Genomic DNA, 25,161 nt, shown 5'->3' on the forward strand with positions numbered 1-25,161 from the left:
ATGCTTGAAGTCGCAGGAGATAAAGCAAGTGTGCTTATAGCAAACCCAAATGGAATCGTATGTAAATCTTGTGGGTTTAGCAATGTAGCAAATCTAGCCTTAAGCACAGCCCTCATAGAGGACAAACTAGCCTTAGATGAGAAATGGCTAAACAATAATACAATAAACACTAATGGCGCAAATATCATAAATAATATAAATACCACAAATAACAAAAATAATGCAAACAACATAAATAATACAAATACGCCAAATAACAATACAGCAAATGCCTTAAGCAATGCTAATTCTGCCCATTCACTCCAATCCCCCCAATCACTACAAGAGCAGCTAAAGCACAATCTATCTTTGCGAGTGCAAAAAGGACATATCAATATTGATTCACTAAATGCTAGCAACACTACCATACTCACACTTCTATCTAAATCCCTAAAAATCAACAAAGCACTTTATGCTAATAATCTCTCCATACTACTAGGAAGCAATGATATATCTTTGAGTGATAAGGGGGGCATTGCTTCTTTGGCAACCACTGCAAATAGCAAACACACCAAATGCAAAAAATACCATAAATGATAAAACTAGCACAAGCCCGCAAAGTAACACAAGCCCGCACTCAAGCACACAATCAAATGCTACACAAACAAACACACAAGAAAGCAGTGCAAAATCCACACAACAATCTAATCAACAATCTACACAAGAGATTGCATCACAGCTAAATAGCACAAATGAAGTCCTAGCCCTTGATATTGCTTATCTAGGAGGAGTGTTTGCAAACTCTATCTATCTAATCGCAAGTGATGAGCACTCTTTGGTGCAAAATAGTGGCACTATGGCTACACTCCCTTCAAACACACAGGGCGATAATGGATTTTATATCGATATAAATGGTAGATTATCCATCGCCACAAAAACAAACGAAACAACACAAACAATACAAACAATACAAACAATACAGGAAAATCAAGCAAACCAATCCGACAATCAAACCAAGCAGATAAGTAAAGCACTCTACTCACATAATGCTACACAATCACATATATCTAATGATTCTAATCAATCAAACTCAAATGCCACAAATACTACAAACCACACAACTAGCATAACCAACACAGACAACACAGACAACACAAATCACACAGCTAGCATAGCTCCCACCATATATGCCACTTTACACACCACCCAAGATTCTACAAATAATGCAAACACAAAAAGCACTATAAGCACCACAAATACAGCAAACGCCTCAAATACCACAAATGCAGCAAATACAGCAAACACTACCCCATACAATATCACTGACACCACACCTTATACCACTACAAATCCCACAGATACTACAAACACCACTGATACCACACACACTACTTCAAGCACCACTGCTTCGCTCTATGCTTCTAGCACTCTAAACATATTTGCAAAATCTATCACAAACACTAGCTCAACTATCTATGCAAGAGATGCACTCTCTATGAGGGTAGATACTTTAGAGAATACACAAGGTAGCATTTATGCCCTAAATACTCTATCTATATATGCAAATACCATAAATAATATCGGTCTAGCTAGCACTAAGACACATTTGCAATCTAAGCAATACATAAGAAATCTAAAACAAGTGGGCGATAAGCATTTTTGGAGGAGTGTATATGTCGATGAGTTAGATAGCTTTAGCCCAAGTATCATCGCTTCTAGTGGCGATACTTACATACTAGCCCACACACTTAGCAATCACAATAGCTACATAAGTGCTAGTAATATCCTAGAAATACAAGCAAAAAATTCTAGCAACACACAGACACAAGCCTATCAAAAAGTCATTGATAATGGTGTGGAAGTAAGGAATTATCAATATACTTATTGGAAAAATTATGCAGGTGTTAAAGGGTTTTTCTGCGGATTTTTTACACTTGGGATATGTAATATTAGAGAGCTTCGCACTGCAACAGCACAAGGAGTTTTTACTTATGCTCCACCACGCTCTATTAGTAAGATTGAGCTAGATTTCCCCACGCTAGAAAGCCAACTAGAACCAAACATAGCAAGACTAAATGCAGACATTGCAAATGAGTATGCCAAATATATACACTCTGCGCGTTTAAGCCCTGCTACAAATGAGTCAAACACTATAAATTCCACAAACACTACAAGCTATCCAAATCACTCATTCAACCCAAACCACCAAAACAACACAAGCAACACAAGCACTACAAGCTATCCAAACACTACAAATACACCAAATACCACAAATGACATAAACACACTAGCAAACTATTCAAATGCTTCATTCTCTACAAGTGCATTTGATAGTGGTAGATATGATGATAGAGAATCTTTTGTGCGCTCTAGCTATTTTTATCATCAGTTTGCTAGTAGGGATTCTAGCCAAGCAAAGATTTTTCTAGCAAATTTGGATTTGGAATCTAAAGCGATTTTTTATAACTCTAGTGCGTTTCTTAGTAATGCCCTAGATATTCAAGCACTTAGTGATTCTCAAGCAAATCATCTAAAATCTCTGCTACTTCATCAGCATTATCATACTAATCAATATAGCTACAACCAAAGCGATGATATGTATAGCCCCACTATTTCTAATGTATCTAGCAATGCGATTAAGAGCGCACATAACAATATGCTTAATAACACGCGCAACGATATATATAGCAACACACTCAATACTATACGCAATGACATATATGGCAATATCCACAACAACGCTTTCAATAGCACATTTAACAACACTACTAATAACACATACAATGATAAAACGCTCAATAGCACATACGATAGTGCGCTAAATAGAGCACGCAATAGCACATTTAATAACACACTAAATGGTGTGCATAATAGCACAAATAATCTTGCACATTCTTTGAAATCTAGCAATTCTATAAGCCCTGCTTTATCTCCCTTTGCTAGCTCCATAGGATTTAGTGGGGATTTTATATCTTTGCATTCACACACTTTTAGCAATGACTCTACCCTGCAAGGAAATGGGATAAGCCTGCATACAAGCGAGGCTTTAGCACATTTAGGAGATATAAAAGCAAAAGACATTGTGCTGCAAAGTGATGGCACACTCTATATAGGCGGAGGAGATATACAAGCTAGAGATAAAGCCTACTTGCAAGCAAAGCATATCAGCATAGATTCTCTCATCACTACTACTAAGGGCTATACACCTACTACACAAACTATACTTGCACCTGCTAGATATGCTATTAGCACAAATGCTTCAAGTGGCTTATATCCATTTGCATTGTTATCTAGCGCAAATCACTACCCAAATCAAGCAAGCTACCTAAATCATACAAGCCAAACAAGTCAAATAAACTACTCAAATCACACAAACTATGCAAACTATCCAAACTATGCAAGCCATTCAAATCACACAAACTATGCAAGTTATCCAAACTACACAAACCAACTAGGCACAAGCCTTACTCCACTTCATAGCATAGATTCTATCTACTCTACTTCTACGCTAAAGGCTGGCTCACTTTTTTTACACAGCACAGATTCTGCTTCTATCTCTAGTGCAAGTTTAAGCGCAGATGATAATATCTCTATTAGCTCAAGCACATTGCACTTAAGCACTCAAGCATTGCATTCTGCTTACAAAGACTCATATCAAACGCGTAAATCTACCACTCGCGTAGGCACTACACTTAGTGCAAATAGCATATCTCTAAGTGCAAAAGATTCTCTAAACCTAGCAAATGCTAGCTTGAACGCTAGTGAAAGCATATCTTTGCACTCAAGGGGCAATATCTCCCTAGATAGCACCACAGATACGCACTATGCTACTTCTACGCACCATAGCACTAAGGAGCGTTTTTTCTACTCCAAAGACACCACTACCACCACCACGACACAAAGTGAGGTGCAGAGGGGGAGTAGCCTAAGGGCTAGCACTATCTCTCTAAACGCGCAGGATTCTATCCTCTCAAATGGCACAAACTACCACGCTAGCAATGCATTATCGCTAAATGCTACCAACAATTACATAGAATCTGCCCTCTCTCATAACACGAGCAAAGACACCACCACAAGCACAAGTGATAATGTGCTAGGATTTATCCCTATAAATACCAAAGATACACACACTTTTGCAAAAGACACTACGCACACAAACTCTACTTTAAGGGCTAGCTCTATTAGCATAAATGCAAAAAACACCACTTTGCTAGGAGTAGATATACACTCACAAGATGAAACAAGTATATCCACAGATAGCTTTAGTCTAGCAAATGTGCAAGATAGCCACTATCTAAGCACTTCTAGCAAATCTAAAAGAGTGTTTGGGCTAAAAAATAGCGAGCAAAAAGACACTCTCTCTAAGTCCCTCGCACACAAATCCAACCTCACAAGCAAAAATCTCACACTTCATAGCGATAATGACATAAATATCATCGCTTCAGATATTACTATAAGCAACGATGCTTTACTACTTAGCAAGGGCAATATAAATATACACAATGCCTACTCTACCACTACTACCACTCACTATGAGAAGCAAACAGACTTTAGCCAAGCCATAACTCAAGGGCTAAAAGCAGCCCTCACAGGTGGCATAAGCCTACTAAAAGACACAAAATGCAAGGGTGGTAAGTGTAGCTTGCATACCACTATCGCAGACTACAAAGAGGACACTTCAAGTGCTTATGCCAAAGAAGTCATCTCCTCAAACCTAAACATAGGCAACAATCTAGTAATAAGCAATGCTAGCAGCTCTAGTAATACTCTTACAAGCAATAGTGCACCCACAAGCAACAATACGGGCACACCAAATATTTCTATATTTGGCTCAAACTTGCAAGCAAACAATATTTCACTAGATTCTGCTAATGATATAATGATAGCTTCTGCAAAAAACTCCTACTCTACAAGTCAATCACATACACAAGGTAGTATAAGCACTACTCTAAGCGTGGGCAATGCCTATGTAGATGCGGGCTATGCAGGATATGGAGTATATCAGGCTAGCACTGCCCTTGCCAAAGCAAGCAAAGACTATGAACATATCAAATCCCTACACAAGCAAGGCAAGGCTTCAAGTGCTGCCCTAGAAGATGCTAAGCTAAATGTAGCCCTAGCAACTGCAAATCTCACTACTTCTATGATAAACCTCACAAATGCTACTGCTTCTGCTGCTACAGCAGCCACCACAGGCTATGGCACAGGTATGTATGTGAGTGCAGGGCTTAGCCTAGCAGGTAGCAAGCAAAGCACGGATAGTGCTTCTACTATCCACACCGCTTCATTTTTGAGCTCAAACAATGACATATCTCTAAATGCTACCAATTCTATTGTGCAGAAAGGCTCTCATCTACTAGCTGATAACTCCATATTTTACAAAGCAAATAATGACATAACGCTACAATCTAGCGAGGACACCTACTCAAGCAAACACTCACACAAGGACTTCTCTACTTCCATAGAATATGGCACAAATGGCTTTGGAATGCAAGCTAGCTACTCACAAGAGAACTCCAAAGCAAACTCCATATCACAAAACAACTCTACAAGCTATGCCAAGCATATCACACTAAATACTGATAAATCTCTAAATATCATTAGCTCAAATGTAGAATCAAACACCCTAGAAGCAAATACCAACTCCCTAAAGATAGAATCCAAATACTCTAGTCAATATGCTAAGGGTAATGGTGTATCAACCTCACTAGGCTATGGTAGCACTACAAGCAATGCTAGCACTTCCTCACGCGCTTCGCACGAAAGCCCACTAAACAAACTCGCTAAAAATGCTAAATCTCTAAACTTATCTCTAGGAATAAGCTCTAGCAACACAGATAAAGAATGGATACAAACTCAAGCATCACTACTATCACAAGGTAGTGCCACTATCAATATACGAGGCAACACTCACCTTGCAGGTGGAATCCTCTCTAGCAGACAAGAAAAACTATCTCTAAACACCCACTCCCTCACTCACTCTCATCTGTCAAGCAAAGACTATAATGACTCCAAAGCGTTTAGCTTATCGCTAAGTGCTAGTGATACAGGGCTAAACCTACACAATCAAGGACACAAAAAAGAGGGCGTAGCTTATGCTACACTAGGATATGGGCATATCAATATCCACACGCCAAACACCACAAATACGCCAAGTGCTACAAATAGCATAGACGCTACGAATGCCATAAATTCCATAAATACTCCAAAAACTATAAATACCGAAAATGTAGCAAATACCCTAGATTCTCTTTCTATAAGCACAATAGATGATATTTCTACAAGCACGCTAGACACTCTAAACACCACAAATACGACAAGCAAACTATCAAACAACAATCAAGCAATATCTAGCGCGAATACACCAAGCAATACAAACTCTACAAACCCTACTATAAACCTAGCAGATAAAGCAAACACACCAAATGCCCTAGATACTGCAAGCACTCCCACACCACCCAAACCACTATCAGGGCTAAATAGAGATTTATCTCGTAGCACTATCATAACCAAAGACACTCAAACAAACGCACTAGACTCTAATCTAAGCATAGATAATAGAATCTTTAGTAGGAATGGTAGAGAAAAAATAGCTAGTGATATAAAAAACTTTAAGAAAAATACCCTTGTAAGTGGCTATGGTGCTACAAATACTCTATATAATGCTATAAGCACACCATTTCAAGCATTAAGCAATAAAGACATATCCCTAAAAGATACACCTACTCTATGGAAACTAAAGCAATCCCAACAAAGCACAGCCCTCACTAGAAGCCAAGATGACTTCGCAAAAGATACCCTAGATAATCTCTCAGGAGGCAAAGACACACTAGATATACAATACGCTCTAGCACTAGGCATATCTAGCGCAGAGAAGCCAAGCAAAATCTATTATAATCCAAACGATGAAGCACTAGGATTTCATAGCACTAGCCAAGCCACTTACAATCAAAACTACCTAAATGCTGCAAGTGGAATCATCACTGATACAAATGCTACTATATTTACAGACGCACACGAGAGGGCACACACTTATACTCATAGTGAAACCCTAGCAAACATAGCAGGCAAAGAAGCCATAAAAGCGTGGAATATAGCCAATCTCATACATACAAGCATAAACACAAGAAGCATAAACACAAATAGAACAAATACAAAACCTAGTAAGAATCTAGCACTTAGTAGCACAAATATATCTAGCAATATTGCATATAAAGATATAAGCAAAGGTGCAAGTAATATCACACCCATTTCTCAAGCCACTTCACAAAATGCTTTAGATGATAATAACTTTGGCGATTTAGACTTAGTAGAGCATCTAACGCCTAAATTTTACCTAACACCTAAATCTTGGCTTGCCACTCAAAGCAAAGAGTCCAAATCCACTCTACAAGCAAACACCTACAATGCTTCACTTATAGATAGTGTGGATAGGGATAATGCCCTGCCTTTAGTGCCTATTATTGCTGCTATCACTAGATATTTTGTTGCAAAAAAGATACAAAATGGCACAAAAAAAGCTAGCAAGTCTTTGGTTGATAAAAATGTAGGTAAAATGAAAAATGCCTTAAAACCAAATAAAAATGCAAAAGGAGAACATACTTCATTTAAAAGAGATAAACAAGGCAATATTACAAATTATAGAACTTATGAATATAATAAAATTTATTTCAATAAAAATCCAAAAAGTGGTGGTTTTGTCAAAAGCAAAGGATATGATGGAAAAGGAAAACCTCACAATGGTGTTAATACTCCACATATACACGATTATAAGAGTGGTATTACAAGAAAACCAACACAAAATGAAATACCAAAAGGAAATACAAAGTGAGCATTCTAGAATTTTTAGAGCAATGGTATGATAATTATCTATGGCTTTATCGCCTAAATGATAAAGCACACCAAATGAATATCACGCGCTACACACAAAATCCTAGATTTTTTAATTTTGGTATTGGGAGCGTTCAAGGCAGGCTTGATGAATGCACAAATAGCGAGCCGATTTTGTGTTTTAGCCTATTTGGGCAATACAACGATGAGAAATGCCTAGATTCTACACTTTTTAGTCATTGCAAGATTTTAATGGATAATATATTGCCAAGCTATCTTAAATACGAGGCTATAAATGAAATACGAAATAGTGAGGATTTCGCAAAAAATATGAAAAAGATGTGTGCTATTTTAGATGATAGTGTGGATTTTAGTAACATAAAAATTGATGAAGAATTATTAACGCTTTATAAAATATGCGAAAAAATGTATAGCAAAAATAGCGAGGGTGTTATTTTGGATAGCGATACGATGTTTTTTGTAGAGACTACAAGCAGTGGGTGGAGGATACACGCGGACATAGAGGATGGGATAGATGAGACAAGGCTAACTTGCAAATACGAAAATCCAAAGATGAAGCAATATAATGCCGAGCTATCAAAATCCCAACAAAATTGGGTAAAGCTACATTACGACCATTCGCGACTAAGTGCTTATGGAGGTGCTATAAACCTGCGTGAAATGGTGCAATTTCTAAATACCGTGCTACTAGAAAATTTACAAAAACATTGTGGAGTGGTGCTATGAGGTTTTGTAAAATCTTGCTATGCAAGTTAGCGTAAAATATTTTGTAAATTTACAAAATGGCAAACTTATAGGTGCGCTAGATAAATATGGCAATGTCATACAGGTAAAATAAATGAGTAAGTATTGCGCGTATATCCCTAATAGTCATCTAGATTCTCAAAATTCACAAATATTTTTTGATAACAATCTCTTTGCTTTCATAATGGAGCTATCAAATCAATACAGCATTTGGCAGGGGGAGAGCGAAAGATTATGGAGAAATATACGCAATCAAAAAGTGGCTACCAAAAATCTTAAAAATTTTTTGAAACTTAATAGATTTATCGTGCCAAGCGCAGACATTCAAAATTGGCAATCTTATGATTTGTATTTGTCTATGGCTAGAAAGAGAAATGATTATGTGTATTTTGTGGAGGAGCTGGATTTTTATTTTGTTGTGGGTAGGCAAGTGCTTTATGCCTATTCTAAGGATAAAATACCACAAAAACAATTAAGCACTTTGGCTACAAAGTATCATCTAGCTTGCATTGTAGATGATACTTTGTCAAAAGCACAAAAACCACGCTTTTCTACAAGGGCTATTCACTATCGCAAACTTCAAAAACTCATAGATGAAAATATGCAAACAATAATGCTAAAATACTTTGGAATCTCTCCTGATTTGGAGGATATAAGGGTTTATAAGGACTTTGATAGCCAAAAATATATCACGCAATATGCAGAGTGTTTTTATGTTACTTTGTGGAATCATTGGCTTAGTGCTAGTGAGCGTGAGAAGTGCATAAAAGATTATGTATTTGATAGGGGTGCTCTAAAAAGTGATATGCAAAAAATGAAACATAGAATGCAGTGTGAGCAAAAACTGCTAGATTTTATGCTTTGGATATACAAGAGTTTTGGCGTTTATAAGTCTGGCATTCATAGATACAAAGATACAATCTTGCTTTATCAAACCTCTTATGATGAATTTGTTTTGGATTTTTATAGGCTAATGAGAAATGGAGGTGGCTTTTGGTGGCATATCGCAGAGGAAAAAACTTGGGCTATCGCAAGCGAAGAGTATGTGCTGACTTTTATATCTTTTGGCAATGCTACAAAAATAAAAAGCCAAGCAAAAAACCGCGATTTGTTTATACTGCAATAACTATGAGGCAAAATGAAGCAAGATTTTTATGAAAATCTAAAAAATGCACTATGTAATAGTGATATAAATTTTTTGCGGACACATAGAGACAAATATGATATAAATCATTGTTTCGCAGATGAGGATAATGATAGCTTGCTTTTGTATGCTATGAGCGACAAAGGCTCTAGCGCGTATAAATATTTACTAGAAAATGGCGCAGATATAGGGCATATAAATGCTCTTGGAGAGGGGATTTGGCATAGTGTGGCTTTTTGTGATGAAATATCTAGGGTGGAGCTACTTTTATCGCTCTACCCTCATAGTTTGCATTCTATAAACCACCAAAACAAAGAGGGATTAACCCCACTTCACTACGCAATAATGTTTGGCAATGTAAATGTAGCAATGCGCTATGTAGATATTGGCGCAGATGTCTTTGTCGCAGATAGCGAGGGCTGTGAAGCACTGCATTTTGCTTGTCTTTTTGCATTTGCAAATCATATAGATAATCTTAGGCTTGCTAAAAAGCTCATAGAAAAAGGCTCAAACCCTCTCTCAAAAACAAAGAAGGGCAATTATCCATTAGCCCTTGCGATAAATAATGATTTGACGGAAGTGGCAAAGTATCTGTATGCTATCGTGTATGGATAGCTCACTTACACACAAGAGAGGTCATAACGGTATGGAGACAACACTCAAAATAAAATTATCCCCACAAGAAGCTAGCGTGCTATATAGTCTTGGTATAAATACAGAGGTTCTCTGCGAAGATGACATTGGAGATAGTGAGGTATTGCACAAGAAACTAGAACTTTTTAGCCAAAATATATGCAACAAAGGTGCTATATCACAAAGCGGAGAGATTATTTGTGATGAAAACATTGTCATTTTAAAAAATACAAATAATGTAGTTTTGGATATGTGGAAAGGCTATAATGCAAAGTTTTTAAGCCAATCTCGTGGGATTAGTGCCCTAAGATTACAAATAGATTCTAATGAAGTAGTTTATTTGGTATGCACTTTTGAGGAGGTTTTAGGAATCGTCAATTATTTACTAGAATCTATGCTACATAGCTTTGATATACAAAATAATCCCACACAAAAAGGAATAATAATAGAATCTTTGATAGATAAATTGCTTGAAGTTGGGGATTTTTAGTAGCATAGCTGCGATTGGTAAAACAAACTTGAAAAACTCTCAAATCAAGTAAGCAAAGAAAGACAGATTTTGTTAAAAAAAATAAAAAATAAGGTGAAAAAATGAATAATACACAATCAAAAACATCTGCAAAATCCTTTGCAAAAAACTCTTGTGAAACCAATCTTGCAAAGCCCATTGCAAAATCATTTGCAGAGGATTCTACAAATGATTTTGTCGAAGAATACACTACAAATAGTGAATCTAAAAGTGTTCTCTCCAAAATCCAAAAATATCAAAAAGGTAAATTGCTATGGAGTATCGAGCCAATCGCTCTAAATATAGATATTGATAGTGATTTTGCAGAAAATGAAACGCTAGATGAGGATTTTGCTATATATTTGCAATATGAGTTTCTTGCTTGGAAAAATGATAAGAATGAGCTAGTAAGTGAGCCAAAAACATATTATTCTAAGCAATACACAAGACTAGAGAGCAAAAATGGGATAAGCATATTTAAAACACTTGATGGGCAATACATAAATGGAAAAATAGAGCTATATAAAGAAAATGAAAAAGTAAGTGAATGGGAAGTGAAGAATGGGCTATATTTCGGGGTGGCTAGAGATTATGACAATGGGGTGCTAGAGAGGGAAGTTCGATTTGTAAATGGGCTGTATGAGGGAATATCTGTAATTTTTTCTCAACAAAGCGAGGTAATGTTTCTTGCTAAATACAAACAAGATAAGCTAATATGGGAAATAGACTATACAGGCAAAAATACCACTAATACGCAGGTTAGTGTGTATTTGGACGAGGACACATACCCTAGTGGCACAATCATAAATAAAGACTTTATATCTACACTTGAAATGGAATACTATGAACTAAAAAAAGGTAGCCAATCAAAAATAAAGTCATTTTGTAGAAATATTTTTAAGACTATCGCTTGCAAACTCTTAAAACCACTGAAAAAAACATAACAAATGCTTTATAGGGAGTATCCAAAATGAATGCTATGACAGAACACAAAGCGATTTTAAAAATATTTGGAAGTGATTGGGACAAAAATCAAAATAGAGGTTGTAGAATGACAAACATAAGCAGATTCTTACAGATTGGACAAAGGCTATATCACAGCACAGACAAAATCTATGCGGATTTTGTCAAATCTCTAGAAACTTTGCCATATATAGATATGGATTCTAAAATTCTCAAAGAATATTTAGAGATTGCAAAAGTGGCAAATGGACTTTGTGCTTTTGAGGAATGCTTGATTTTTTATCCATATCATTTAGTTGGCGGGAGGATAACAAACCTTGCAGAAGTTGATAGTGTTTTATCCATAAACAAAAGCGAGTGGAAAAAAGCCTATTGCAGCATTGAGGAGTGTTTCTTGTTTGCGCGCAATGTCTTGGGGGAGCATTTTGGGATAAATTCAACGCATATTATTCAGTTTTTCCCCGATTTGGGAGATATAAGAGAGATTGCTAGTAGTTTTGAGGAATTTTTAGGCACTATTCTTGAGGGTTATCCTCATCTGTGTGGATATGATGAAGCACAAGCGTATAGAGGACAAGGAGAAGTCATTGAGTTTGGTAAAGTATTGTGTCCCAAGATTCCCTACATTTTGGGCGGGGAGGATAGCGGGCTAACTAGGCTAGATTTTGGTGAATTTAGCGCATTGTATGCGGACATTTACACGCAGACAAAGGATTTGCCCGATGGAGCGCAGATAGAGATTGAGATTGTTTAGAATAAGAAATTAAGATTTTTAAATGGAATTATTTTGGATTCTTTTGATTCTAAAAGATTATATGAGAGTATCAAGCTAGTTTTGGACTTGGGCTACAAGATAGAATCTTTGTATTATGATAGTGGAAGTTTTGGCAATTTTGTCGTTGTGCTTCAAAAAGACAAAAAATACATACAAATCCAAAACGACAGAGGAAACAAGATTTTTGTAGATAAGGGTATCAAGTCTAAAAATAATCTCCAATGGAAAGAAATCTATGAGATAAGCATAATTGATAATGAGTATGAAGCATTAAAGAAATTATGCAATGATTTAGCTCAAAAAGGATTTTTGAATGACTAATTTTGTAGTTATTTTGTTTTATTTTGCCAAAGTTACTAAAATCTGCAAAACACATTAAGAATTAGGAAAATAAGAATTTGCAAAATCATACAATCAACAAAGATGAATATCTACATACAATGACTAAAAAGAGCGGTGTAACTCACATAGATTGCAAAATACCAAAACTTACCACAGCACTTTTGATACTACCATTTGCGTTGTCTAGTGCATTTGGCGATAGTATATCTGCGGATAATATAGAGCAACTAAATCAGCAAAGAAATCAATACAACTCCTACCAAGAATCCCTAAAAGACGCTATTGTCCCATCTCTATCAAATCAAAAAACCAATGAAATCTCACAAGATAGCCAAGAAAATCAAGCAAGACAACAAGTAGAAAGACAACAAGCAGATGGAGAGGGGCGAACGGAGGAGCAAATACAAAGGCAAGCAGATGAACAAAGCCAAGACACACTTCAATACTCGCAAAAATCCAATCCAACTTGCTTTTGGGTGGATTATATCGCGCTTACTTCGCCATTTCCTAAGCAAAAAGTCCAAAAAGAGTTTGGCTTTTTGCAGCCGATATTTGACACATATTCGCACAGATGCCTTGAGCCTAGCGATATAGCCACCTTGCTAAATGCACTAAAGCACAAAGCCATAAAAAAGGGCTACATAACCACTAACTTTGGACTAAAGCCACAAAATCTTAGCACAAAAAGACTTCTAATCACTTTGCAGACTTCTACTATAAGCGACATACTCATAGACAATCCCAAATACGCGCGACTTTTGCGCAAAGACTATGGCATAAAGATAGGGGATTTTCTAAATATCACTGCTATTGAGCGCGGGCTGTATAATTATAAGCGATTGCGGAGTGTCTCGTCTAGGATTCACCTAGAATCTCACTTGCAATCTAGCCAACAACCAAACTCGCAATCTAGTTTAGAATCAAACACCAAATCAAACTTACAAACTCCACAATCTACACAAGACACCCAATCTAGCAAAGACACCACCCAAGCACTCCAAATCCCCCAAACAAAAATCCACCTCCACCACCAAGCAAAAACTTTAGGCAAAATCTATGCGCCATTTTATGGAGCTATAAGCATAGACAATGCAGGTAGCAGGGCAACAAATATCTACCAAACTTCTTTGCAGTTTGGGCTAGAAAATCTAGCAGGACTAGCAGAGAAGCTAAGTGCGTATTTTGTCTCTACACCCCTTTGGGATAAGCAAAAGAGTAGCATTTATACTTCTTTGGATTTTTCTATGCCTATTAGGCGAGTGCTTTTGAGTGCGTCTGGCTCTTATGCTTGGTATGCCCAAAGCATAGATATAGCCAAAAACACATTTAGCTACAATGGATACTTAGCAAATATGGACATAAAAGCGCAGGTTCTTGTGTTTATGAATGCAAATCATCGCTTAAGCCTAAGTCTAGGGCTTGGCAAGAGATGGGCAAAAAACTACTTAGAAAAAATTGAGCTTATCACACAGAGGCGAAATCTAAGCAATATCTATGCAGGAGTGCATTATCTACGCTCTTTTAGGCAGACTTCATTTGACATAAGCATAGGCATAAAGCAAGGCATAAAGGCACTTGGTGCTATGGATAATTTCCCTACCACTTCTAATGATTCTAAGCCGAATTTCTTTTATACGATTCCTACCATAGACGCTTCGGCGTATATTCCATTTGGGAGTGAAAATCATAGATTTGTATACACAGGATTTGTAAAAACGCAGGTTTCTCGCACGCAACTATATGCTAGCGAGAAACTAAGCTTGGGTGGTATATATAGTGTGAGGGGGTTTGATAGCTTGGTGCTAAGTGGGGAAGTAGGCGTGCTATATCGCAATGACTTTAGCTACTATGCCAAATCCGTATATGGTGTTCGGTTTGTGCCAAGTATTGGGCTAGATATGGGATATAGCCTAAATCTATATGAGAAGCCCACTTTAGATAAGCTGCTAGCAGGTGGTGGAGTGGGGCTAAAGCTATATGTTTCCAAATATTTCAACGCAGAAGTGTGGGGATATGTCCCACTATATAATCCTAGCAAGCTAGATAAAAGGCATTTTTATTTTAGCGTGGGGAGTATGTTTTGAAGTATTTTGAGAAAAGCAAAAATCTCATATATTTCGCCCTATCTCTATACTTAATCCCCCTCCCAACGCTAAATTCCCCCAAAAATACTCATCACACCATAAACATAATCTTTGCTAGTAGTGTAACCACCACGCCGATAGCAAATACAAGCGTGTGGATTCCTATATATTTGCCGATAGGATTTGGCTTTTTTAGGATAAAGTGAAATGATAGCGACATTATCACAAGCGCAAATATACAGCTTGCTAGCAAAATCTTTATCATAAAGATTTTTTGAAATGTCGTAGTGAAAAATCCCGCTTCAAGCCCGATATAGCTACTTGCCATCATTCCACCACTAAGAAACAAAGTAAGCACCACAAAGGGCATAAACTTTGTGATACGGCCCTCTATACTCTCGCATACACGGCTAAAAGTATCTTTGTCAAGGTGTTTGCTTACAAATCTCATCACCACCACATCAAAAAACAAATAGCCTATGAAAATGATAGCACAGAATAAATGCACGATTTGCGCATAAGGGTAGATTGCCTGCATTGTTACTCCTTTGGATTGTTGTTATGATTTTGCATTTTGTTTTTGCCATTTTGCAAAGCCCATTTGCTTCATTATTTTTTGCGTTATTTGTGTGGCTTGTGGCAAAGATTGGCAAACATTATAAAGGCTGGATAAAAGCGCGCGGATTTTATCCACTCATAGTAAATGAGGATATTTTTTGTGAAAAATTTTGTTACAATAAGCCACAAAAAATGCTTATAAATCCCAAGCAAACCAAAAGGAGCAAAAATGGAGCTAACAAATAGTATCAATAGTTTTAATGAAGCAAAGCAAGTGATTGTAGGCGGGGTAAATTCTCCTGTGAGGGCGTTTCAAAGTGTGGGTGGGACACCGCCTTTTATCGCAAAGGGCAAGGGCTATGAGATTTATGACATTGATGGGAATTGCTATGTGGATTTTGTCCAAAGCTGGGGGGCATTGCTACTAGGACACGCACACCAAGAGGTAGAATCTGCCGTGATAGAAGCGACAAAGAATGGACTAAGTTTTGGTGCGCCAACTACGCTAGAAACTGCACTTGTCAAGGAGATTTTGCCTTGCTATGAGGGGCTAGAAAAAATGCGCCTTGTAAATTCTGGCACAGAAGCTACGATGAGTGCGATTCGTTTAGCCCGAGCTTATACTAGCAGGGAGGATATTATCAAGTTTGATGGCTGCTATCACGGGCATAGCGATAGCTTGCTAGTGAGTGCAGGGAGTGGGTGTGCGACATTTGGACATCCTAGCTCACCGGGCGTTATAGAGGATTTGGGTAAGCACACACTTGTGGCGAGGTATAATGATATAGATTCTGTGTGCTCGTGCATATCTGCTAGCGAGGCAAATGGCAAAGGGGTTGCCTGCATAATCATAGAGCCTATTGCTGGGAATATGGGGCTTGTGCCTGCAAAAGAGGAGTTTTTGAGTGAGCTAAGAGAGCTATGTGATAAACACGAAATCGTGCTAATCATAGATGAAGTGATGAGTGGATTTCGCGCTGGGCTAAATGGTGTCCAAAGTTTTATAAATCTAAAACCCGATTTGGCTACATTTGGTAAAGTCATCGGCGGAGGTATGCCTCTAGCGGCGTTTGGTGGGAGTGAGGAGATAATGCGACTTCTCTCTCCACAAGGTGCGGTATATCAAGCAGGCACACTAAGTGGCAATCCTATCGCTACAAGTGCAGGGCTAGCCACACTGCGCTTCATAAAGTCAAAGGGCACGCAGCTTTACTCACGGCTTCAATCCCTAGCCACACGGCTGACAGAGGGGCTAAAATCCCAAGCCAAGCGACACAATATCGTGCTAGAAACTTCTGTTAGGGGAAGTATGTTTGGGGTGTTTTTTATGGGGCAGGGGCAAAGGGGCGAGGAGTGGCTAAAATCTAGCAATGGTGTGCAAAACTTTGATGATGCAAAAAAAGCAGATACGGAGCTATTTGCGCGATTTCATAGGGAAATGCTAAGTCGTGGCGTGTATCTTGCTTGTTCGCAGTTTGAGACGGGGTTTGTGTGCGAGCCGATGAATGAAGGGCTAATTGATACCGTGCTAGATAGGGCAAGTGATTCTTTTAAAGCACTAGGGTAGTGTAAAGGCACATAAATGCAAGAGAAGCAAGAAAAAAGCACACAAGCAAAAGAATCGCTAGATTTAGCAGATTCTGCAAGCAAGACTGACACGGCAAAATCTTTAGAATCAACAAAACCCTCAAAATCTGCAGAATCTGCAGATTTTGAGGGTTTGATAGATTTTAAAGACACCCCAGATTCTGCTCGCTATTCAAAAGTCCAAAAAGTCATAAGCGGTGCGTATGATTTGAGTTTGGGCATCTCTATCGTGGTGGCGATACTGCTAGGACTTGGGATTGGGTATGTATTGCAGCGAATCAGTGGAAGTGTGTGGCTATTGTGGCTTGGGATTTTTTGGGGAGTGGCAGCAGCGGGGCTAAATATCCACAAAGCCTATAAGCGCACAAAAGCCGAGCTAGACGCACTAGCAGATGACCCAAGATATAGCTACAAAAAGCATAGCACAAACGATGAGGACGACTAGGTAGGCTAGCTACTTTGGTGTGCCACTTAGTATAGCTTTTTGGATTTTGCCGTTTTTTAGTTTTTGTGCTTTTGGTGGGATTTATCCTAAAATCTCTTTATATATTCTTGTTATATTCTTTTGGCACATAGTTTTATAAATAGCTTTGATAGACTTAGCACAAAATCTAGTGCGCTAAATATTTAGAATCTGCAATAGCAATGCACCCACTAACTATTTTCCCTACATTTTTGTGCGCGGAAAATAAACGCTATTCAAACAAAAATCTGTAAAAATTTGCTTTTGTTGCCTTGCTTTAAGCCTACTACCAAGTAAATTTTGTTACAATTCATTTACAAATCCCAAAAAGATAGAATCTTTTAAGCTATATTTAATTTGCATTTCATTTAGGATTTTTGTTTGAGGCAAGTCTATTTAGCAGTTTCATTTAGCAAAAATATTTGACTAAATAGCACCGCGCCAAACCACACAAATAGCTACAAAATATTTAAAACGGAGCAAATCTTTGGCACATACACTGCATAGCACGATTTTAGAAAACACCATTTTCACGCAAAAGATTCTTTTTGCGCTTCCTTTTTGCGCTATCGCTTTTTGTGTGTCGTTTTTTGCGGTGTTTTTGCTTATCCGCTTTAGCAAAAAGCACACGATTTTGGCAGATTCTCTTATGGATAGAGATTCTTACCCCAACCAAATTTCAACACCCATTTCAAACCCACTTGCAAATCCCATTACAAAGCCTAGTAGAGTAGATTCTCTAGATTTGGCAAAGAAATTAGCTTGTGTTTTTTCTCCATTTTCTACACACCCATCATCTCACTATCCCACGCCAAAAGCTGGCGGAGTGGGAATCATACTTGGAGTGTGTGCGGTGTTTTTGGGTGCGGGGCTATATGTGCATTTCACTTTTTATATGCTTGGTGGATTTATCGTGTTTTTAAGCGGATTTATCAAAGATATGGGGTTTAGGTTTGGCTTGAAAGTTTGCGTATTTTTGCAATGTATCGGAGTGTTTTTGAGCCTTTTGGGGCTTGATATTTGGCTAAAATCTCTAGGGCTTGGATTTGAGCTACCATATATCGGTGGGCTAATGCTTAGCATTGTCCTTATCGTAGGGCTTTGCAATGCCGTGAATCTAATCGACAAATTTAATGGCTTAAGCGGTGGATTTGTCCTATGTGTGAGCCTGTCCATAATGAGTGTCGCTATGAGCGTAGATATACTTTCTTTGGCGATTATTTCAGCGATTTTGGGTAGCGCGGTGCTCGGATTTTTGGTGCTAAATTTCCCAAGTGGTAGAGTGTTTTTGGGTAGTGGCGGGGCGTATTTTTTGGGGTATTGCTTAGCAATGATTTTAGTGATACTTACACAGACTAGCTATTCTATCGTTAGCCCTTGGTATGCGCTATGTGTGGTGATATATCCTGTGTGGGAAATGCTGTTTTTGTTTTTTAGACGCAAAATCTTGGAGAAAAAAGACTCCTTGCCTTTTCATACGCTTCTTTTTAGGCGTTTGGGGAGTAACCCCCTCACTTCTTTGCTTATGCTGTGTGCGCAGATTCCTTTTATCGCGCTTGCTACGCTTTTTTATGCCAATTCTTTGGCACTAGCGATGACTTGTGCGGTGTTTGTAGTTATCTACACGATGATGTATAACAAATTTGTCGCACAATAATTCACAATAAAATCTTACAACATCTAAGTAGCCTTGTGTAAGTAAAAATAGCGCGAAATACGCAAAATAAGGCTTTGCTAAAATCCATAAAATCTCAACATAAAATCTACAAAAGTTAAATATTTATTAACATATTATTACCATTTGTGTATAATTAAGTATTTATAGCTTGTGTGGCTAAAGTGTGGATACACCTTTGGTGTTTTTGTAGATTGCCTAGTCATTTTTGTGATTTTTGGGCAATCACAAGCGGGGTAAAAAGCCAATGAAATTTTTGTTTGATGAGTTTTTCAAAAAGTTTTTCAGTTTGGTTTGCACAATTTGGCGTGTATTTTGCGTAGCTTGCGTAGTTTGTGGAGTGTCTAGCCACTTTGTCTATGCCAGCTCGCAAGTAGAGACACAAGCCACTCAAGCAGGACAACAATCAGCACAGGACACAAAAGATTCCACAAAAATTACAAAGCTAGATTTTGCTAGTGCGTATTCTGTATTTTTGGAAAATAGCGATTCTATCAAAGCCCAAGACTACAATCTACAAAAGGCAAAAAAGCTCCAACTCGGTGCAAAACTTAGCTTTTTGCCAGATATTAGCGTGGGTGCGCTCTATACGCATTTGGACGCACCTATCCAAGAAAAGCTCCCTATCAATTCTGCTTCTATCCCACCTGCTATCGCTTCACAGACACAAATGCAGCATATTTTGGGGCTATTATCCCAGCCTATCACATTTCTAAAGCAAGATGTAATCATAGGTGCGATAAATATCATCTACCCGCTTTATGCGGGTGGAGTGCGATTGCACGGAATCAAGCTAGCAAAAATCGCCCAAAAAGATGCGCTAGAAGCCTTGCGACTAAAAAAGCTACTTGCTTTTGAGGAGTTGGCAAGTATTTATTATGGTGCGATTTTGGCAAAAGAAGTCCAAGAAGTGCTATCCCAAGCTCAAGATGGCGCACAGCTTCACTATGAGAATGCTATAAATCTAGAAAAAAGCGGGCAAATCGCTCATCTTGAAGTGCTAGTCGCACAAGTAGCCCTAGATAAAACAACCAATAAGCAAAAAGAAGCTGCTAATTCATACAAAATCGCTTCTTTAGCTTTGGATAGTGCGCTAGATACGCCAAATGTATTTCCCACTTCGGCGTTAAGCCTGCTTGATAAACCGCTTAAACCAGAATCATATTTCATAGAAAAAACGCTATCTAGCTATCCACTACTTGCTAGTGCGGATTTAAAAATCGATGCAGCAAAAGAAGCAAAAAAGCTCTCTTTTGGCTCGTTTATGCCTCAAGTAGTTGCTTTTGGGAACTACATTTTCCACGATAGTCAAAAATCTTTGCTTATCCAAGCTATGCCTACTTTTAGTGTGGGCTTGGCTGCAAAGGTATCTATCCTCACTCCTGCAGCAAGGGTGCAAAAATACCAAGCCGCAAAGATTTCTCAACTAGAAGCACAAAGCCTAAAATCCCAAGCCACAAAAGAACTAACGCTACTAACCCAAAAGACTTACGCCCAAGCAAGTTATCTAAAAGAAGAGTATAAAAGCCTGCTATCCTCCATATCTCTAGCGAGAGAAAATCTAAAACTTCAGCAAAATGCCTTTAGGCAGGGAATGGCGACAAGCACGCAAGTAATCGATGCGCAAAACGCCTTGCAATCAGCTCTAATTGAGCAAAAAACCTCCGCATATAGAGCGATTCTCTCCCTTGCGAAGTTGTTTGCCCTAAGTGATGAGATAGATGAGTTTTATGGATATTTGGAGTAGTGTGGTGTTTTTAGGCACGATTTTGCCAAAAGCTACCAATCTAGCAACAATCTAACAAAAGGAGTGAGAAAATGAAAAAGCGATTTGAAGTGGGGTTTGTGGTGGTAATCGCCACGATTTTGGTGCTTTGGCTAGTGATTAGCTTTTATAAGGCTTATGCTCCCAAGCCTCAAATCATACAAGGACAAATACAAGCTAAGCAATACTCCGTAAGCTCCAAGCTCGCAGGTCGCGTAGGCTCTGTGCTTGTAAAAAGGGGCGATATGGTAAAAAAGGGCGATTTGGTTTTCACCATACTATCCCCTGAAGTAGAAGCCAAGCTAACTCAAGCAAAAGCAGGATATGAAGCGGCAAAGGCTATCGCAGAGGAGACGCACAAAGGTGCGCGTGTAGAGAGTATCATATCTGCGCGAGATATTTATAATAGTGCTAAAGCTATGAGAGAACTAACTGAAAAGACTTATAAGAGAATTGAGGAGCTATATCAAAACGGCGTGGCAAGCCTGCAAAGAAAAGATGAAGCCTATACTGCGTATCAAAATGCGAAATTTAGCGAAAACACTGCTTATCAGCAATACAAAATCGCCCTAGATGGCGCGACAAAAGAAACTAAAGAAGCCGCTACTCAAAAAGAAATAGCCGCCGCTGGACAGCTAAGCGAAGTGGAGGCTTATATCGAGGATATGCAGGCGTTTTCTCCTGCTGATGGCGAGGTGGCAAATATCTTGCTAAGCGAGGGCGAGCTAAGTCCTAGTGGATTTCCTGTGGTAATGGTGGTGGATAATAAAGATGCGTGGCTAAAGCTAAGTGTGCAAGAGGAATATCTGCCTAGCTTTAGCGTGGGGAGTGAGTTTAGCGCGTATATCCCCGCACTAAACAAACAAGTCTCTTTCAAGGTGCGTTATGTCGCGGTTATGGGGGATTTTGCCACTTGGAGGGCGACTTCTACTTCTAAGGGGTATGATTTAAAAAGCTTTGAGATAGAGGCTGTGCCACTAGAAAATAATGGCGAATTTCGCGTAGGAATGAGTGCGGTGGTAACTTTGCCAAGCAGGTAGATTTTGAGCAATAATTTTTGCAATAGCTAGAAAAAAGCTAGATTTGGCAAAATCTAAAAATAGCTAAAAGCGATAAAAAGGGGCGTAGAAATGAAGCTAGAGAAATGGCTAAAGAAGTTTTTTGATACCTGCTTGCGTGTGTGGAGCGAGGCAAAAAATACTTCTGCAAATATATCTGCAAAATTCTCCCAAAATCTAAAAAATATCACGCTAAAAATTTTACAAAACACCAAAAAACCACAAATAGAGTTGCTAAAAAACCGCATAATGCAGTTTATAGCGCAACTTTGGCAAAATCTAAAAACTACAAAAAATGTGATTTTGGATTTTGCACACTCAAAATCAAATCTAGCAAAATCTAAACTTTCAAGTTTCAATATTGATTTTGCAAAAAACATTGTAGATTTTGTGGCAAATTTTGCGCAATTGGTAAAGATAAAAGCCCTAAAAATCACTGCAATGATTTCTAGCAAGATAGGACTTTTGGGTAGCTTACAAAAATCACTAGAAGAAAGAAAATCTACCCAAAGTGTGCAAATCGCCAAAAGCACGCAAAGAGCGCAAAGCGCACAAAATATTGGCACTTACCAAAGTCGCGTGCAAAATCCTGCGATTCGCAAAGCGAGGTTTTTTAGGAAATTTGCTATCAAAGAAGCATTGCGATGTTTGAGCACTCATAAGGTGCTATTTTTGATTTATGTTGTGTTACCATTGCTTATTGGGTGGTTTATATATGCGGTGTTTATGGCTAGCTTGCCTAGAGATTTGCCCATAGGTGTGGTAGATTTTGACAAAAGCGTGGAGAGCAAAGAAACGTTGTTTATGATAGATTCTAGTGCGGCGGTGAAAATCGCAAAATCTTATGAGGGCATAAAAGAAGCAAAAGAGGATTTAGCTACTAGCCAAATCTACGCACTTGTGGTGATTCCAAGCAACTATGAGAGGGACATAAAGCAGGGCAATGGCGTGCAAATAGTGCTGTATTTTAACGCTCAATTTGTGCTTATAGGAAAGGCTATAAGTGGGGCATTGGAGGGAGTGGTAGGCACGCTAAATGCAAAGCAATGGAGTGGCAAAAATCTAATCAAAGCAAAAAATCTAAACCTTGCCATTGCAAGTTCTATGCCGATATTTTCTCAAATCATTCCGCTGTATAATTCTAGCAACAACTACTCGCAGTTTATGCTGACTTTGCTTCTGCCCTGTATGCTACAAATCCTAAGCGCACTAGGTATGCTTCATCTACTACGACACACACCAAGTAGCCTAAAAAGCCTTTTTATACGCTATGTTTTCAATTCGCTTGTGTTTGTGTTTTGGGCGTTGTGCGAAATCGTGCTACTAAAAAAGCTAGGCTTTGAAAATCGAGGGGATTTGGGACTGCTAGTGTGCGGGAGTGTGCTACTTGTGCTTGGTGTAAATGGTGTGGTGGTGTTTATCCAATCAGTGCTAAGTGATTTTAAAAAGGCGGTGGGCTTTGTGGCGATTTATACCGCGCCATCGCTTGCGTTTGCGGGCGTTACTTATCCGCAAAGTGCGATGAATGTGCTAGCACTTTTTTGGAGCAAATTTTTGCCTATCTCACATTTTATGGAGCTTTTTATACAGCAAGCAAACTATGGTGGTGGAGCGGATTTGGGGTTTGAGATTTTGGGGGGAATGCTTTGGTTTTTGCTATTTTTTGCGCTTGGAGCGGGGATTTATGCGCTAAGGAATGATTGGGAGATTTTGCCTAAAAATCTAGTGGCAAGTGTAGCAAAAAAAGCAGGACAAAAATATGAATAAAGCAAGCACAAATCTATCATTTTTGCAGATTTTGCTATGTGAATACAAAGCCATACTTAGCAACAAACTTGTCGTAATGGTGGTTTTTATCGGCTCTCTTGTGTATGGGCTACTATATCCTATGCCATATCTAAATGACATCGTTACCAAGCAGAGATTAGTCATCATCGATGAGGACAAAAGCGATTTAAGCAGGAGGCTTATTTTTCTTGCTTCTAGCACACCACAAATCGCCCTGCTTAAAGAGGTGGATTCTATCTCAAAGGCGCAAAGCCTAATTGAAGCCTTTGAAGCTGATGGGGTTATGCTTATCCCTAAGGGCTTTGAAGCAAATGCCAAAAAGGGCGTGGGCTCTGTGGTGTCATATATGGGAAATGCCTCGTATTTCCTCATATATGGTGCGATAGTCGAGGGCGTGCATAATGCTATAAATGCTCTAAGCGATGAGCTACGCAAGGAAAAAGAACCCTCCTTGCGCTCTAGTGAAATCATTACCCTAGAATCTATCCCGCTATATAATACAAATCTAGGCTATGCAAACTACGCGCTTGCAGCGGTGCTTGTGTTTATACTACATCAGACTTCTATCGCAGGGAGTGGAATCCTAAGTGCGTATCAAAACAGAGTGCGAAAAGAAAAATGGCAGAAAGAGAAATTGCAAAGCAAAGACAAAATGAGGGGGCAAAGCGCGGAGAATATCAGCGAAAATATTGGTGGAAATGTCGGGCTAAAATCTAGCGTGGATTTTGGTGGGGACTATGAGGGGTATTTCGAGGTTGTGCCTATTTGGAAACTTATTTTTGGTAGGATTTTGGCATTTGTTGGCATTTATAGTGTGTTGTTTTTGCTTTATTTTGGCGTGCTTTTTCCTACGCTTGGCATACATATCCACGCACGCGCTAGTGATTTTTGGTGTTTTAGCTTGCCATTTATGGCGTGCTGTGTGGCGTGCGGTGTGGCTTTGGGGAGTTTTTTTAGTGATGAGAGTATCCCCACGCAAGTGATTTTTGTATCATCGATGCCTTTGGTGTTTATTATGGGGTTTATATGGCCTAGCGAGCTTTTGCCTGTATTTTTGCGTGAGTTATCGTATTTGATTCCAGCTTTTCACGGGATTCGCGGGCTTATTAGCCTAAATCAAATGGGTGCGGAGTTTGCTAGCGTTATGGGGCATTTTTTTGCGTTTTTTATCATCGGTGGATTTTGCTTTTTGCTAGCGTGGCTTGTGCTATCATATCGCAAAAGAGAGCGTGTATAAGCCAATA

General features: G+C 38.6%; 18 protein-coding genes. 17 read left to right on the top strand and 1 reads right to left on the bottom strand.

Annotated elements, in window-relative coordinates; all coding sequences use genetic code 11:
- The 10 genes from HMPREF2086_RS12270 to HMPREF2086_RS01195 all read left to right on the top strand — a co-directional run bounded on the left by HMPREF2086_RS12270 (position 1) and on the right by HMPREF2086_RS01195 (position 15,023).
- Complete coding sequence (locus HMPREF2086_RS12270) at positions 1–576, top strand: filamentous hemagglutinin N-terminal domain-containing protein (protein ID WP_023926887.1); 576 nt, start codon at positions 1–3, stop codon at positions 574–576.
- The gene (locus HMPREF2086_RS01155) at positions 515–7,810 is read left to right on the top strand and encodes a hemagglutinin repeat-containing protein (protein ID WP_023926888.1); all 7,296 of its coding nucleotides are present in this window, start codon (positions 515–517) and stop codon (positions 7,808–7,810) included. Before HMPREF2086_RS12270 ends, HMPREF2086_RS01155 begins: the two co-directional genes overlap by 62 nt.
- Entirely contained in the window at positions 7,807–8,556 is a 750-nt protein-coding gene (locus HMPREF2086_RS01160) for a hypothetical protein (RefSeq protein WP_023926889.1), read from the top strand. Before HMPREF2086_RS01155 ends, HMPREF2086_RS01160 begins: the two co-directional genes overlap by 4 nt.
- 112 nt (positions 8,557–8,668) lie before the next feature.
- Positions 8,669–9,700, top strand: coding sequence for a hypothetical protein (locus HMPREF2086_RS01165; protein ID WP_023926890.1), 1,032 nt, complete (start codon positions 8,669–8,671; stop codon positions 9,698–9,700).
- 12 nt (positions 9,701–9,712) lie between these two features.
- Positions 9,713–10,333 (top strand): ankyrin repeat domain-containing protein, encoded by a 621-nt coding sequence (locus tag HMPREF2086_RS01170; RefSeq protein WP_023926891.1) that lies wholly within the window; start codon positions 9,713–9,715, stop codon positions 10,331–10,333.
- A 31-nt stretch (positions 10,334–10,364) separates the two neighbouring features.
- Positions 10,365–10,841, top strand: coding sequence for a hypothetical protein (locus tag HMPREF2086_RS01175; RefSeq protein ID WP_023926892.1), 477 nt, complete (start codon positions 10,365–10,367; stop codon positions 10,839–10,841).
- A gap of 101 nt (positions 10,842–10,942) precedes the next feature.
- Positions 10,943–11,803 (top strand): toxin-antitoxin system YwqK family antitoxin, encoded by an 861-nt coding sequence (locus tag HMPREF2086_RS01180; protein WP_023926893.1) that lies wholly within the window; start codon positions 10,943–10,945, stop codon positions 11,801–11,803.
- Between the two features lie 26 nt (positions 11,804–11,829).
- Positions 11,830–12,576, top strand: coding sequence for an SMI1/KNR4 family protein (locus HMPREF2086_RS01185; protein ID WP_023926894.1), 747 nt, complete (start codon positions 11,830–11,832; stop codon positions 12,574–12,576).
- A gap of 33 nt (positions 12,577–12,609) precedes the next feature.
- Positions 12,610–12,918 (top strand): hypothetical protein, encoded by a 309-nt coding sequence (locus HMPREF2086_RS01190; protein WP_023926895.1) that lies wholly within the window; start codon positions 12,610–12,612, stop codon positions 12,916–12,918.
- Between the two features lie 77 nt (positions 12,919–12,995).
- Positions 12,996–15,023 carry a ShlB/FhaC/HecB family hemolysin secretion/activation protein gene (locus HMPREF2086_RS01195; RefSeq protein WP_023926896.1) on the top strand — a complete coding sequence of 676 codons (2,028 nt, stop codon included), beginning with the start codon at positions 12,996–12,998 and terminating at the stop codon, positions 15,021–15,023.
- Positions 15,024–15,114: 91 nt separating this feature from the next.
- Here HMPREF2086_RS01195 and HMPREF2086_RS01200 read toward each other — a convergent pair whose 3' ends face one another.
- Positions 15,115–15,561, bottom strand: a complete 447-nt coding sequence (locus HMPREF2086_RS01200) for a hypothetical protein (RefSeq protein ID WP_023926897.1) — start codon at positions 15,559–15,561, stop codon at positions 15,115–15,117.
- 249 nt (positions 15,562–15,810) lie between these two features.
- Between HMPREF2086_RS01200 and hemL the strand changes: the two genes are divergently transcribed.
- From hemL to HMPREF2086_RS01240, 7 genes are all read left to right on the top strand, one after another.
- Positions 15,811–17,148, top strand: coding sequence for a glutamate-1-semialdehyde 2,1-aminomutase (gene hemL / locus HMPREF2086_RS01210; RefSeq protein ID WP_023926899.1), 1,338 nt, complete (start codon positions 15,811–15,813; stop codon positions 17,146–17,148).
- A gap of 15 nt (positions 17,149–17,163) precedes the next feature.
- Positions 17,164–17,613 (top strand): AtpZ/AtpI family protein, encoded by a 450-nt coding sequence (locus tag HMPREF2086_RS12440; RefSeq protein WP_023926900.1) that lies wholly within the window; start codon positions 17,164–17,166, stop codon positions 17,611–17,613.
- A gap of 505 nt (positions 17,614–18,118) precedes the next feature.
- Positions 18,119–19,288 (top strand): MraY family glycosyltransferase, encoded by a 1,170-nt coding sequence (locus HMPREF2086_RS01220; protein ID WP_023926901.1) that lies wholly within the window; start codon positions 18,119–18,121, stop codon positions 19,286–19,288.
- A gap of 265 nt (positions 19,289–19,553) precedes the next feature.
- Positions 19,554–21,053 carry a TolC family protein gene (locus HMPREF2086_RS01225; RefSeq protein ID WP_023926902.1) on the top strand — a complete coding sequence of 500 codons (1,500 nt, stop codon included), beginning with the start codon at positions 19,554–19,556 and terminating at the stop codon, positions 21,051–21,053.
- Positions 21,054–21,124: 71 nt separating this feature from the next.
- Positions 21,125–22,111 (top strand): HlyD family secretion protein, encoded by a 987-nt coding sequence (locus tag HMPREF2086_RS01230; RefSeq protein ID WP_023926903.1) that lies wholly within the window; start codon positions 21,125–21,127, stop codon positions 22,109–22,111.
- A 90-nt stretch (positions 22,112–22,201) separates the two neighbouring features.
- Positions 22,202–23,896 (top strand): ABC transporter permease, encoded by a 1,695-nt coding sequence (locus HMPREF2086_RS10535; RefSeq protein WP_023926904.1) that lies wholly within the window; start codon positions 22,202–22,204, stop codon positions 23,894–23,896.
- Positions 23,889–25,154, top strand: a complete 1,266-nt coding sequence (locus tag HMPREF2086_RS01240) for an ABC transporter permease (protein ID WP_023926905.1) — start codon at positions 23,889–23,891, stop codon at positions 25,152–25,154. The genes HMPREF2086_RS10535 and HMPREF2086_RS01240 overlap by 8 nt, the downstream gene beginning before the upstream one ends.
- Positions 25,155–25,161 lie beyond the last annotated feature (7 nt).

This window comes from Helicobacter macacae MIT 99-5501 (assembly GCF_000507845.1).
Taxonomy (GTDB): Bacteria; Campylobacterota; Campylobacteria; order Campylobacterales; family Helicobacteraceae; genus Helicobacter_B; species Helicobacter_B macacae.

Excerpts from the sequence above, each read along its gene's own strand:
- HMPREF2086_RS12270 (WP_023926887.1), top strand. The coding sequence starts at position 1 with ATGCTTGAAGTCGCAGGAGATAAAGCAAGTGTGCTTATAGCAAACCCA.
- HMPREF2086_RS01165 (WP_023926890.1), top strand. The coding sequence starts at position 8,669 with ATGAGTAAGTATTGCGCGTATATCCCTAATAGTCATCTAGATTCTCAA.
- HMPREF2086_RS01170 (WP_023926891.1), top strand. The coding sequence starts at position 9,713 with ATGAAGCAAGATTTTTATGAAAATCTAAAAAATGCACTATGTAATAGT.
- HMPREF2086_RS01175 (WP_023926892.1), top strand. The coding sequence starts at position 10,365 with ATGGAGACAACACTCAAAATAAAATTATCCCCACAAGAAGCTAGCGTG.
- HMPREF2086_RS01180 (WP_023926893.1), top strand. The coding sequence starts at position 10,943 with ATGAATAATACACAATCAAAAACATCTGCAAAATCCTTTGCAAAAAAC.
- HMPREF2086_RS01185 (WP_023926894.1), top strand. The coding sequence starts at position 11,830 with ATGAATGCTATGACAGAACACAAAGCGATTTTAAAAATATTTGGAAGT.
- HMPREF2086_RS01200 (WP_023926897.1), bottom strand. The coding sequence starts at position 15,561 with ATGCAGGCAATCTACCCTTATGCGCAAATCGTGCATTTATTCTGTGCT.
- hemL (WP_023926899.1), top strand. The coding sequence starts at position 15,811 with ATGGAGCTAACAAATAGTATCAATAGTTTTAATGAAGCAAAGCAAGTG.
- HMPREF2086_RS12440 (WP_023926900.1), top strand. The coding sequence starts at position 17,164 with ATGCAAGAGAAGCAAGAAAAAAGCACACAAGCAAAAGAATCGCTAGAT.
- HMPREF2086_RS01225 (WP_023926902.1), top strand. The coding sequence starts at position 19,554 with ATGAAATTTTTGTTTGATGAGTTTTTCAAAAAGTTTTTCAGTTTGGTT.
- HMPREF2086_RS01230 (WP_023926903.1), top strand. The coding sequence starts at position 21,125 with ATGAAAAAGCGATTTGAAGTGGGGTTTGTGGTGGTAATCGCCACGATT.
- HMPREF2086_RS10535 (WP_023926904.1), top strand. The coding sequence starts at position 22,202 with ATGAAGCTAGAGAAATGGCTAAAGAAGTTTTTTGATACCTGCTTGCGT.
- HMPREF2086_RS01240 (WP_023926905.1), top strand. The coding sequence starts at position 23,889 with ATGAATAAAGCAAGCACAAATCTATCATTTTTGCAGATTTTGCTATGT.